12 protein-coding genes are annotated in these 12,132 nt (G+C 67.5%); all 12 read left to right on the top strand.

Going from position 1 to position 12,132, the window contains the following annotated elements:
• Nucleotides 1–7: 7 nt before the first annotated feature.
• Entirely contained in the window at nt 8–490 is a 483-nt protein-coding gene (gene coaD, locus OG947_RS02850) for a pantetheine-phosphate adenylyltransferase (protein WP_027504973.1), read from the top strand.
• A gap of 137 nt (nt 491–627) precedes the next feature.
• Nucleotides 628–1,401, top strand: coding sequence for a DivIVA domain-containing protein (locus OG947_RS02845; RefSeq protein ID WP_285185224.1), 774 nt, complete (start codon nt 628–630; stop codon nt 1,399–1,401).
• 195 nt (nt 1,402–1,596) lie between these two features.
• Nucleotides 1,597–2,085 carry a YceD family protein gene (locus OG947_RS02840; protein WP_081821208.1) on the top strand — a complete coding sequence of 163 codons (489 nt, stop codon included), beginning with the start codon at nt 1,597–1,599 and terminating at the stop codon, nt 2,083–2,085.
• 81 nt (nt 2,086–2,166) lie between these two features.
• On the top strand, nt 2,167–2,349 hold the full coding sequence (rpmF, locus tag OG947_RS02835; protein WP_027504976.1) for a 50S ribosomal protein L32: 183 nt from the start codon (nt 2,167–2,169) through the stop codon (nt 2,347–2,349).
• 2 nt (nt 2,350–2,351) lie between these two features.
• Complete coding sequence (rnc, locus tag OG947_RS02830; protein WP_027504977.1) at nt 2,352–3,134, top strand: ribonuclease III; 783 nt, start codon at nt 2,352–2,354, stop codon at nt 3,132–3,134.
• Complete coding sequence (mutM, locus tag OG947_RS02825) at nt 3,127–4,011, top strand: bifunctional DNA-formamidopyrimidine glycosylase/DNA-(apurinic or apyrimidinic site) lyase (protein ID WP_328813070.1); 885 nt, start codon at nt 3,127–3,129, stop codon at nt 4,009–4,011. The genes rnc and mutM overlap by 8 nt, the downstream gene beginning before the upstream one ends.
• A 236-nt stretch (nt 4,012–4,247) precedes the next feature.
• Nucleotides 4,248–4,346, top strand: a complete 99-nt coding sequence (gene kdpF / locus OG947_RS02820; RefSeq protein ID WP_222630725.1) for a K(+)-transporting ATPase subunit F — start codon at nt 4,248–4,250, stop codon at nt 4,344–4,346.
• A gap of 3 nt (nt 4,347–4,349) precedes the next feature.
• Complete coding sequence (kdpA, locus tag OG947_RS02815; protein ID WP_328813069.1) at nt 4,350–6,158, top strand: potassium-transporting ATPase subunit KdpA; 1,809 nt, start codon at nt 4,350–4,352, stop codon at nt 6,156–6,158.
• Nucleotides 6,155–8,245 (top strand): potassium-transporting ATPase subunit KdpB, encoded by a 2,091-nt coding sequence (gene kdpB / locus OG947_RS02810; protein WP_328813068.1) that lies wholly within the window; start codon nt 6,155–6,157, stop codon nt 8,243–8,245. Before kdpA ends, kdpB begins: the two co-directional genes overlap by 4 nt.
• 2 nt (nt 8,246–8,247) lie before the next feature.
• A complete protein-coding gene (locus OG947_RS02805) occupies nt 8,248–8,892 on the top strand; it encodes a potassium-transporting ATPase subunit C (protein WP_328813067.1) in 645 nt (214 codons plus the stop codon).
• A 13-nt stretch (nt 8,893–8,905) separates the two neighbouring features.
• Nucleotides 8,906–11,401 carry a sensor histidine kinase gene (locus tag OG947_RS02800; protein ID WP_222645451.1) on the top strand — a complete coding sequence of 832 codons (2,496 nt, stop codon included), beginning with the start codon at nt 8,906–8,908 and terminating at the stop codon, nt 11,399–11,401.
• On the top strand, nt 11,398–12,129 hold the full coding sequence (locus OG947_RS02795) for a response regulator (RefSeq protein WP_027504984.1): 732 nt from the start codon (nt 11,398–11,400) through the stop codon (nt 12,127–12,129). Before OG947_RS02800 ends, OG947_RS02795 begins: the two co-directional genes overlap by 4 nt.
• Nucleotides 12,130–12,132: the final 3 nt, after the last annotated feature.

Genomic DNA, 12,132 nt, shown 5'->3' with positions numbered 1-12,132 from the left:
ACCCACCATGAGCCGCGCCCTGGTCCCGGGATCCTTCGATCCGATCCACAACGGTCATCTCGACGTGATCTCGCGCGTCGCAACGCAATTCGACGAGGTCATCGTCACGGTGGTGGTGAACCCCAACAAGAGTGGACTCTTCACCGTCGACGAACGGGTCGAGATGCTGGCGCAGGCCACCACTCATCTGCAGGGTGTGCGCGTCGCGACGTGGCAGGGGTTGCTCGTCGACTTCGCGTCGGAGTCCGGGGCCACCGCCATCGTCAAGGGTCTGCGCAACGCCGCCGATTTCGACTACGAGGTGCAGATGGCGCAGATGAACCGGCGCCTCACCGGCGTGGACACGGTGTTCCTCGGAACCGACCCGGTGCACAGCAGCCTGTCGAGCTCGCTCATCAAGGAGATCGCGCGACTGGGCGGAGACGTCACGACGATGGTTCCGGCCGCCGTGCACGACCGTCTGCTGGCCCGGCTCGCCGAGCGCTCCTGACCGGGCCGGACGGCGACACACCGAGGGACAATCGTGCGGACCGGTGCGCGCACCGGGCACACTGACACCGGAGATCGCGCCCGACGGGTGCGGTCGCCGAAGTCAGAGACTGTCGATCGAAGTGAGGGCCGAGCACGGTGTACCGGGTATTCGAGGCGCTCGACGAGCTCGTCGCGATCGTCGAGGAGGCGCGCGGCGTCCCGATGACCGCGGGATGCGTCGTCCCGCGTGGTGATGTGCTGGAGCTGCTGGACGACGTCCGAGACGCCATTCCGGGTGAGCTCGACGACGCGCAGGACGTGCTGGACCACCGCGACAAGCTGGTGTCCGACGCACGGACCGGTGCCGAGAAGACGATCTCGTCGGCCGACGCGGAAGCCACCAGCACGGTGGAGAACGCGCGGGACGAGGCCGATCGACTCCTGGCCGACGCGAAGGCCCACGCCGACCGGATGGTCGCCGAGGCCACCGCGCACGCCGAGAGCCTCGTCGCCGACGCCACCGCGCGCGCCGACGCCACCATCGCGGACGCGGAGCACGAGTACGAGACGCTGACCGAGCGCGGCCGCGTCGAGTCCGCTCGCTCGATCGACGCCGGCAAGGCGGCCTACGAGCGTTCCGTCGCCGACGGTCTCGCCGAGCAGGAGCGCCTGGTCTCGCAGACCGAGGTGGTGCAGTCCGCGCACGCGGAGTCCGCTCGGGTCATCGACGCGGCGCACGCCGAGTCGGATCGTCTGCGTACCGAATGCGACCTCTACGTCGACACGAAGTTCGCGGAGTTCGAGGAGATCCTCTCCGGCACGTTGCGGTCCGTCGGTCGGGGACGGCAGCAGCTCCGCACCGGCAGTGGCGTTCCGAGTTACGACACCGATTTCGCCGACTCGCGTGGTGAGGGCCGCTCGCGCTACTGACCTCCATGCAGATCCCTCCTCGCAGGGAGGGCTGGTGTGATTTGGCGCTGACCTGACGCTCCCGTATCGTGGAGTGGTTGCCCGCACCGCCCGTGAAAGGATCGTTCGTTGTCTCCCGCTGCTCGTCGCCACTCCGCCGAACCCGTCTCGGGGCTGGTGGTGGACACCCGTCGTCTGGGTCGCCGCGCAGGGTCGATGATGCCGGTCGCTCGCACCGTTCCCTCCCCGTCGCGCATCGGTCTGGACCTGATCGCGATCCAGGAGGGGGCCGACATCGATCTCGATCTCCGGTTCGAGTCCGTGTCCGAGGGTGTGCTCGTCAGCGGCACGGTCGACGCCGACACCGTCGGTGAGTGCTCGCGGTGCCTCGAGCCGTTCACGTCACACGTGCAGCTCCACCTCACGGAGCTGTACGCGTACCCGAACAGCGTCACCGAGGCCACCACGGACGAGGACGATCTCTACCGGGTCGAGGACGACGCGATCGATCTCGAACCACTGATCGTGGACGTGGCGGGGCTCACCCTGCCGCTGCGACCCCTGTGCACCGAGGACTGCCAGGGACTGTGCCCGGAGTGCGGCATCCGCCTGTCGATTGCGGAACCGGGTCATGCGCATGAGACAATTGATCCTCGCTGGGCCGGTCTCGCGGCGAAGCTGCAGACCGACACCGACCAGACCTAGTCGGCCGGCGCACCCTGCGCCTGCACGACCCGTGCTTCACCAGCACGACATTGCACCGAACGAGTACGAGGAGAAGTAGAAGTGGCTGTTCCGAAGCGCAAGATGTCGCGGTCCAACACCCGATCGCGACGCAGCCAGTGGAAGACCACTGCACCCACCCTCATCACCTGCCCCAACCGCGGGTGCGGCGAGAAGACCCTGCCCCACACGGTGTGCCCGAACTGCGGCACCTACAAGGGTCGCCAGGTCACCGCGGCAGTCTGACGGTGACCTCACAGTCGCCAGCGACAGACCGGAGCGGCGAGGACGATCATGCATCGCTTCTCGCCGCTCTTGGCGTGTCTCTGGACCACGACCTGCTCGTCCACGCTCTCACCCACCGCTCGTACGCGTACGAGAACGGTGGGCTGCCCACGAACGAACGCCTCGAGTTCCTCGGAGATTCCGTTCTGGGTCTGAGCATCACCGAGCAGCTGTACAGCGCCCACCCCGACAAGTCGGAGGGCGAGCTGGCCAAGATCCGCGCGAGCGTGGTCAACATGCACGCGCTCGCCGAGGTGGCTCGCCAACTGGGTGACGGCGGACTCGGTGCGCACCTGCTTCTGGGCAAGGGCGAGGAGATGACCGGTGGGCGCGACAAGCCGTCGATCCTCGCGGACGGCATGGAATCGCTTCTCGGCGCCATCCACGTCGAGCACGGCATCGACGTCGCACGCGAGGTGGTGCTGCGTCTGTTCGACGCGTTGCTCGAGCGTGGACCGCGTCTCGGTGCCGGCCTCGACTGGAAGACCAGCCTGCAGGAGCTCACGGCCGAGAAGGGTCTCGGTGTTCCCGCGTACGAGATCACCGCGACGGGACCGGACCACGACAAGGAGTTCACGGCCACCGTGCTCGTCGGCGGATCGCCGCACGGGCAGGGCGTGGGGCGCTCGAAGAAGGAAGCCGAGCAGCGCGCCGCCAGCGCGGCCTGGAACGCTCTCAGTGAATCGGCCTCCGCAGCGCTGATCGCCGGCCCGACCCCGGAGATGTCGTCCGACCGGAATGCCTGAACTTCCCGAGGTCGAGGTGGTGCGACGCGGACTCGCGTCGCACGTCGTGGGGGAGACCCTCGTCGACATCGAGGTCCTGCATCCGCGTGCCGCTCGACGGCATCTCGAGGGAAGTCTCGATCTCCAGTCGCGACTGGCCGGCACCACCGTCGTGTCCGCCGAGCGCCGTGGCAAGTACCTCTGGCTCGTGGTCGCCGCGAACGACGACGCGACCGGCTCGCTCGAGTCGATCGTGGTGCACCTGGGCATGAGCGGGCAGATGCTCGTCCAGCCCGCGGACGCACCCGACGAGAAGCATCTCCGCATCCGCGCCCGACTGGGCAGCGGCACGGATCTGCGATTCGTCGATCAGCGGACGTTCGGCGGGTGGGCCGTCGCCGACCTCGTGGAGCTCGACGGCTCCCGGGTCCCGGTTCCCGTGGCGCACATCGCCCGCGACCCACTCGACCCCCAGTTCGACGCGGAGTCCGTGGTGACGGCGATGCGGGGAAAGCACACCGAGATCAAGCGCGCGCTCCTCGATCAGACCGTCGTGTCGGGCGTGGGCAACATCTACGCCGACGAGTCGTTGTGGCGCAGCAAGATCCACGGCAATCGACTCACCGATTCACTGACTCGCCCGGCGCTGCGCAGGTTGCTGAACAACGCGCACGCTGTCATGGGGGAGGCACTGGCGCAGGGCGGCACCTCGTTCGACGCGCTGTACGTCAACGTGAACGGTCAGTCGGGGTACTTCGACCGGTCACTGGCCGCATACGGCCAGGAGGGACTCCCGTGCCCTCGCTGCGGCGCTCCCATCCGCCGCGAGAAGTTCATGAATCGGTCGTCCTTCAGCTGTCCGAAGTGTCAGCCGGCGCCGAGGGTTCGGCGGGGATGATTCCGGTGCGTGGCGTAAAGATCGCATCAAAGCGCCTGCTCGCAGCGTCAACAGAGCGTCAGTAAGGCCGAGATGGGCGCGTAGGGGGTGGACGCTGGCGTAGCTGCCGAGCATCCGCCGGCAGGTCGTCGCCGTTTCACGAGGATTGCATCCATGGCTGACCTGGCCTACCTACTCACCGCGGCAGCAGGTTTCGCTGCGCTGGTGTTCACCGTTCTTCGACTCGGTCGATCCGCATGACCGCCGCCGGAATCGAGAGCGTGATGTTGATCGTGGTCTCCGCGGCACTTGCGGTGTACCTGCTGATCGCGTTGCTCGACCCCGAGAGGTTCTGAGCCGTGACTCCCGCACTTGCGGCCGGGCTTCAGATCGCGGCCGTCGTGATCGTGCTCGCTGCCGCCTACGTTCCCCTCGGCGACCACATGGCGCGCGTCTTCACCACTCCGCGAGATGAACGTGCTCGTGACGAAGTGGTCAGCTCTGCCGCACGACAGGCTGCGGGATCGACGATCACCACGACCACCACGCTCGACCCCCCGAAGCCGACGAGCAGGTCGGTATCGGCAACGGCGGACTGGCGGGTGGAATCTCTGCTGTATCGCGTGTGCCGGATCGACCCCCGCGCGGAACAGACGTGGGTCGGCTACGCCTTGTCGCTGCTGGGCTTCTCTGCTGCCGGCGTCTTCTTCCTCTACGCGCTCCAACGTGTTCAAGGTGTTCTGCCACTGAACAACTCGCTGCCGGGCGTCAGCCCGTCGGTCGCGTTCAACACGGCGATCTCCTTCGTCACGAACACCAACTGGCAGTCGTACTCACCCGAGACGACGATGAGCAATCTGACTCAACCTCTCGGCCTCGCAGTACAGAACTTCGTCTCTGCCGCAGTCGGACTGGCTGTGGCCGTCGCGGTGATCCGCGGGTTCGTCCGCGTGCGCAGCGGAGGTGAACTCGGAAACTTCTGGGTCGATCTCACGCGCGGCGTACTGCGGATCCTGCTGCCGTTGTCGTTCGTCGTGGCGCTGATCCTGCTGACGCAGGGCGTCGTCATGTCGTTCCACAGCGGTTTCGCCTCGACGGGTCTGGACGGCAGCTCGATCACGAACGCACTCGCTCCTGTCGCCTCTCAGGAAGCGATCAAAGAGCTCGGTACCAACGGTGGCGGAATCCTGACGGCCAACTCGGCGCACCCGTTCGAGAATCCGACGCCGCTGTCCAACATCGTCGAGATCATCGCCCTGCTGTTGATCCCGGTCGCATTGACGCGCACCTTCGGAACCCTCGTTGAAGAACGCAAGCAGGGTCTGTCGATCCTCGCCGTCATGGCGTTGCTGTGGGCCGGCATTCTCGCCGTGACGCTCGCTGCGGAATCCGGTACTCGTGGCGTCGCTGCGCAGGCCGCCGGCGCCATGATGGAGGGCAAGGAACAACGATTCGGCATTCCCGGCTCGGCCCTGTTCGCAGTCAGCACCACCGGAACATCGACCGGTGCAGTCAACTCCGCGCACGACGCCATGTCCCCGCTCGGCGGTGGAGTCGTCATCCTGAACATGCTCTTCGGCGAGGTCGCACCCGGCGGAGTCGGGACCGGCCTCTACGGAATGCTGGTGCTGGCCGTCATCGCCGTGTTCGTGGGTGGGCTTCTGGTCGGACGCACGCCCGAATACCTCGGGAAGAAGCTCGGCAAACGCGAGATCACGATGGCAGCGCTGTCGGTACTGGTCATGCCGGCGCTCGTTCTGATCGGGACCGGTGTCACGGTGATCCTCGGTTCCACCAGCGGAGCGCTCGGCAACAGCGGCGACCCTGGAACTCCGGGTTCGATCCACGGGTTCAGCGAGGTGCTCTATGCCTACGCCTCCGCGTCGAACAACAACGGAAGTGCGTTCGGCGGACTGACCGTGACAAACGACTGGTTCCAGACCTCCCTCGGCATCGCGATGTTGCTCGGCCGATTCCTTCCGATCGTGTTCGTTCTGGCTCTCGCCGGCTCACTCGTGACCAAGCGTCGAAGTCCGGCCGGACCCGGCACACTCCCCACCACGGGACTGCTGTTCGCCGGTCTTCTCACCGGCACGATCGTCCTCGTCGCTGCGCTCACATTCTTCCCGGCGCTCGCGCTGGGCCCCTTCGCGGAGGCTTTGCAATGACCCTCGTCAACGACCATCCCACTCAGTCGGAGGCGACACCCGACGCCGGCGCGCCTGCTCCCGTCACATCCGGCTACTTCAGCCCCACACAGCTGTGGACCTCGTTGCCCACCGCATTCCGCAAGCTCGATCCGCGTCACCAGGCCCGCAACCCGGTCATGTTCGTCGTTCTGGTCGGTTCGGTCATCACCACTGTCATGGCGATCGCCGACCCGTCGGTGTTCTCCTGGCTCGTCACCGGGTGGCTCTGGTTCACCGTGGTGTTCGCGAACCTCGCCGAGTCCGTTGCCGAGGGTCGCGGCAAGGCCCAGGCGGCCAGTCTGCGCAACGTCAAACGGGACACGCTCGCGAATCGTCGGCTGCCCGACGGGTCCGTCGAGAGCGTGCCCGGCACCGAACTGAAGGTCGGTGACGAGGTGGTCGTCACCGCAGGGGAGGTCATTCCCGGTGACGGTGATGTGGTCGACGGCATCGCATCGGTGGACGAATCCGCCATCACGGGTGAATCCGCACCGGTGGTGCGTGAATCGGGCGGTGACCGAAGCGCCGTCACCGGCGGCACGACCGTGCTGTCGGACCGGATCGTCGTGAAGATCACCGCCTCACAGGGTGAGACGTTCGTCGACCGGATGATCGCGCTCGTCGAGGGTGCGTCGCGACAGAAGACTCCGAACGAGATCGCTCTCAACATCCTGCTCGCGTCCCTGACCATCGTGTTCCTGCTTGCCGTCGTGGCCATCGGTCCCATGAGCATCTACGCGGGGTCGGCGCAGGATCCGGTCAAGCTCATCGCACTTCTCGTCTGCCTGATTCCGACGACCATCGGCGCACTCCTGTCCGCCATCGGCATCGCCGGTATGGACCGACTGGTGCAGCGCAACGTTCTGGCCATGTCGGGCCGCGCGGTCGAGGCCGCCGGCGACATCGACACCCTGCTCATGGACAAGACCGGCACGATCACCTTCGGAAATCGCAGAGCCACGGCACTGCATCCGGCACCCGGGGTCGATGTTCGGGAACTTGCCGACGCGGCCCGCCTGTCGTCGCTCGCTGACGGAACACCCGAAGGACGCAGCATCGTCGAACTCGTCGCACGCGACTTCGGCGGGGATGTAGCTCCCACAGCTGGGGGTGAGTTCGTTCCGTTCACCGCTCAGACCCGCATGAGTGGGCTGGACGTCGACGGTCGGCAGATCCGAAAGGGCGCCTCCGACAGCGTGTTCGCCTGGGTTCGCGAGCAGAGTGGCCACGCCGCCGACACTGCGGTACGTGATTCGGTCGAATCGGTGTCCGAAGCGGGCGGTACACCGCTCGTCGTCGCGGTCGCCGAATCCGGGTCGAGTGCCCGAGTTCTCGGAGTCGTCGAGTTGTCGGATGTGGTCAAGCCTCACATCGCCGAGCGATTCGAACGGTTGCGCGCCATGGGCATTCGGACCGTGATGGTGACCGGCGACAACCCCCTCACCGCTCGGGCCATCGCTGCGGAAGCCGGGGTGGACGACTTCCTCGCCGAAGCGACACCGGAAGACAAACTGGCCTTGATCCGCCGTGAACAGAACGGTGGTCGGCTGGTCGCGATGACCGGGGACGGCACCAACGACGCTCCCGCGCTGGCTCAGGCCGACGTCGGCGTGGCGATGAACACCGGCACGTCCGCAGCGAAAGAGGCGGGCAACATGGTGGATCTCGATTCCGATCCCACGAAGTTGATAGAAGTGGTGGAGGTCGGAAAGCAACTCCTCATCACCCGCGGAGCGCTCACCACGTTCTCGTTGGCGAACGACCTCGCCAAGTACTTCGCGATCCTGCCGGCACTGTTCTCCACGGTGTATCCGCAGCTCGACACGCTGAACATCATGCGGCTGGCAACGCCGCAATCAGCGATCGTCTCGGCCGTGGTGTTCAACGCCTTGGTCATCGTGGCGCTGATTCCTCTTGCGCTGAAGGGTGTTCGGTACACGCCGTCCACCGCGTCGACACTGCTCGGCCGCAACCTCGCCGTCTACGGCGTCGGCGGTGTGATCTCGCCCTTCATCGGTATCTGGCTGATCGACCTCGTGGTCCGACTCGTTCCTGGAATGGGCTAGCAATGCGTACATTTTCGGTGTTCTTCAAACAGATCGTCGCCGGATTCACAGTTCTGCTGGTGTTGACGGTTCTCCTCGGAATCGGGTACCCAGCCGCGGTGTGGGCCATCAGTCGCATCGGGTCCGACTCGGCGGAAGGCTCACCCATCCGCGATGCCTCGGGATGTGTTGTCGGCAGCTCGCTCATCGGCGTCGACACCGTGGTCGCAGACGGACGACCCGATCCGTATTTCCACACGCGCGTCACAGGGTCGGTCGCCGACGACGACGCCTTCGCCGCGGGCGACCCCTCCGCCGCTCTCCCTCTGAACCAGGGTCCGAGCAGTGACATTCTCGCGTCGTTCATCGAGCAACGTCGTGCTGCGATCGCCGAGCGTGAGAACGTCGATCCGGTGGCGGTGCCCGTCGACGCGGTCACCGGTTCCGGTTCGGGTGTCGACCCGGACATCAGCCCGGCGTACGCGGAGCTTCAGGTGCCCCGTGTGGCCGCAGCAACCGGCAACTCCCGGGACGAGGTCCGCGCGCTGGTGGCCGCGAACACCGACGGTCGTCAGTTCGGATTCCTGGGACAGGCGACGGTGAACGTCGCCACGCTGAACGTCGACCTGGGACTGACTGCACCCGACTGCTCGACCACGGGTGGATGATGAGCACGTGAGCATGCACGCCGACGCCGCGGACGAACGCACGACACCGGGGGGCAGGGGAGAACTGCGCATCTATCTCGGCGCGGCGCCGGGCGTGGGAAAGACGTTCGCGATGCTCGGCGAGGCGCACCGTCGCCAGTCCCGTGGGTGTGACGTCGTCGCCGGCGTCGTCGAGACTCACGGACGCACTCGAACGGCAGAGATGCTGGAAGGCATCGCGGTACTGGCACCGACCATGGTCGAGTATCGCGGAGCCTCGGTCCCCGAACTCGACGTCGACGGCGTCGTGGCCAGAATGCCGGAAGTGGTCCTCGTCGACGAACTGGCCCACTCGAACACTCCGGGCAGTCGCAACGCCAAGCGCTGGCAGGACGTCGAGGAGTTTCTGGCCGCCGGGATCGACGTGGTGTCGACTCTGAACGTGCAGCACCTCGAGAGTCTCAACGACGTGGTCCAGCGCATCACCGGTGTGGTGCAGCGGGAGACGGTTCCGGACGCTGTCGTGCGAGCCGCGGCCCAGGTAGAGCTGGTCGACATCACACCGGAAGCGTTGCGACGCAGACTGTCACACGGGAACGTCTACGCACCCGAGAAGATCGACGCGGCACTGAGCAACTTCTTCCGGCGTGGAAACCTCACCGCTCTGCGGGAGTTGGCGCTGCTGTGGTTGGCGGACCAGGTCGATGCGGCGCTGGCCCGCTACCGCGCCGACAACGCCATCAGGGACACCTGGGAAGCGCGAGAGCGTGTCGTCGTCGCGGTGACAGGCGGACCCGAGTCCGACACTCTCGTACGCCGCGCCAGCCGGATCGCCGCGAAGTCCAGCGCCGAACTCATGGTGCTGCACGTGGTGCGAGGTGACGGGTTGGCGGGGGTGTCCGCCGCGCACATGGGTGCGGTGCGGACCCTGGCCGGCGGTCTGGGCGCCTCGATGCACAGTGTCGTCGGCGACGACGTGCCCGTGACGTTGCTCGAGTTCGCCCGCGGGGTGAACGCGACGCAACTCGTGCTCGGAACGTCGCGCCGGTCACGGTGGGCACGGGCCGTCGACGAGGGCATCGGATCGACCGTGGTGCAGAACTCCGGCGCGATCGACGTCCACATGGTCACGCACGACCACGCCTCCACCGGAGTCCGGCGACTGTCGTCGCCGACCGTCCGGCGCCCGGTCGCCTGGATCGCCGCGCTCGCCGTACCGGCGGTGGCGGCGGGATTGATCTCGCTCGTGGACGACCTTCTCGATCTCGGCGGCGAGAGCGCGCTGTTCTTCATCGTCGTGCTGGCGGTGTCCCTGCTCGGCGGTGTGGCCCCCGCGATCCTGTCGGCGCTGTTCTCCGCCCTGCTGCTGAACTTCCTCTTCACCGAACCGCGCTACAGCTTCACCATCGCCGAGCCGGACAACTTCGTGACGACGGTGGTGCTGCTCGTCGTCGCCGTGGCGGTGGCCGTGCTCGTCGACGCGGCCGCCCGGCGGGCACGGGACGCCCGCAGCGCGTCGCAACAGGCGGAACTGCTGGCGCTGTTCGCCGGATCGGTGCTGCGGGGAGCCGACCTGCCCGCTCTGCTCGAGCGGGTGCGCGAGACGTACGGGCAGCGCGCCGTGGCGGTGCTGCGCTCGGGGCACGGCGTCGTCAGTGCAGTGGGGGAGAACCCGCCCACGAGCGTGGACGCCGCCGACACCGCGGTGGAGGTGGGCGACGAGGAGTACGCCCTCGTCCTCGCGGGGCACCGCACCCGAGCGACCGACCGGCGTGTCCTCACGGCGGTCGCCAATCAGGCGGTCGGCTTGATCCGCCAGAGCGAACTGGCCGCGGAGGCGAGCACCGCCGCGGCCGCCGTCGAGTCGGACACACTGCGGCGGGCACTGCTGTCCGCCGTGGGACACGACCTGAGGACGCCGCTGGCCGCGGTCAAGGCCGCCGCCTCGAGTCTGCGCAGCGAGGACGTCACCTTCTCGCCCGAGGACACCGCGGAGTTGCTGGCGACGGTCGAGGAGTCGGCGGATCAGCTCACCGCGCTGGTGGAGAACCTGCTCGACTCCTCGCGCCTGGCCGCCGGCGTGGTGCGGCCGGTGTCGGCGCGTGTGTTCCTCGACGAGGTCGTGCACCGCGCCTCGGCCTCCGTCGGTCCGGCGCGGTCCCGCCTGCAGGTGGAGGTGGGAGATCTGTCGGTGCTGGCGGACGAGGGTCTGCTGGAGCGGGTGGTGGCGAATCTGATCGACAACGCGGTGCGGTACGCACCCCACGGCGAGATCCGCGTGTCCGCTCGTGTGGACGACGACCGCGTCCGGCTCGCCGTGGCCGACCACGGGCCCGGTATCGCGGACGGCTCGGAGGAGACGGTCTTCGACGCGTTCCAGCGGCTCGGGGATCGCGACAACACCACCGGCGTCGGCCTCGGACTGTCCGTGGTGCGCGGCTTCGTCGAGGCCATGCACGGCACGGTGTCGACGCAGCGCACCGTCGGCGGCGGGCTGACCGTCACCGTCGACCTGCCGGCGGCGTCGTGACCGAGGACGGGGGAACGACCGAGACGCCGCGGCCGGGACCGCCGCCCACCCGTGTCCTCGTCGTCGACGACGAGCCGCAGTTGCTGCGGGCGCTGCGCATCAATCTCGGGGTGCGAGGCTACGACGTGTCGACGGCGTCGACCGGAGCGGGAGCTCTGCGCGCCGCCGCCGAGAGGCATCCGGACGTGATTGTCCTCGACCTGGGTCTGCCGGATCTCGACGGCCTGGAGGTGCTCGCCGGACTTCGCGGGTGGACCACCGTGCCTGTGATCGTGCTGTCCGCCCGTTCGGACTCCGGCGACAAGGTCGACGCGCTGGACGCGGGTGCGGACGACTACGTGACCAAGCCGTTCGGCATGGACGAGTTCCTCGCCCGGCTGCGCGTCGCGGTTCGGCGCGCCGCGCGCACGGCGGACGGCGACGGCGAGGCGGTCGTCGTGACCGACTCGTTCACCGTGGATCTGGCCGCGAGATCGGTGACGCGTGACGGGCAGCCGGTCCACCTCACCCCCACCGAGTGGGGCATGCTCGAGATGTTGGTGCGGCACCGCGGCAAGCTGGTCGGACAGCGAGAACTGCTGCGCGAGGTGTGGGGTCCGGCGTACGAGACCGAGACCCACTATCTCCGGGTGTATCTCGGTCAGCTGCGGCGCAAACTCGAGCCCGATCCGGCGCATCCACGCCACCTGCTGACCGAGGCCGGCATGGGGTATCGCTTCCGAACGTGATGC

The sequence above is a fragment of the Rhodococcus sp. NBC_00297 genome (assembly GCF_036173065.1).
Lineage (GTDB): Bacteria > Actinomycetota > Actinomycetes > Mycobacteriales > Mycobacteriaceae > Rhodococcoides.
This window is presented reverse-complemented; position numbering and strand designations above follow the sequence as displayed.

Excerpts from the sequence above, each read along its gene's own strand:
- kdpF (WP_222630725.1), top strand. The coding sequence starts at position 4,248 with ATGACCGCCGCCGGAATCGAGAGCGTGATGTTGATCGTGGTCTCCGCG.
- coaD (WP_027504973.1), top strand. The coding sequence starts at position 8 with ATGAGCCGCGCCCTGGTCCCGGGATCCTTCGATCCGATCCACAACGGT.
- OG947_RS02805 (WP_328813067.1), top strand. The coding sequence starts at position 8,248 with ATGCGTACATTTTCGGTGTTCTTCAAACAGATCGTCGCCGGATTCACA.
- OG947_RS02840 (WP_081821208.1), top strand. The coding sequence starts at position 1,597 with ATGATGCCGGTCGCTCGCACCGTTCCCTCCCCGTCGCGCATCGGTCTG.
- mutM (WP_328813070.1), top strand. The coding sequence starts at position 3,127 with ATGCCTGAACTTCCCGAGGTCGAGGTGGTGCGACGCGGACTCGCGTCG.
- kdpB (WP_328813068.1), top strand. The coding sequence starts at position 6,155 with ATGACCCTCGTCAACGACCATCCCACTCAGTCGGAGGCGACACCCGAC.
- OG947_RS02800 (WP_222645451.1), top strand. The coding sequence starts at position 8,906 with ATGCACGCCGACGCCGCGGACGAACGCACGACACCGGGGGGCAGGGGA.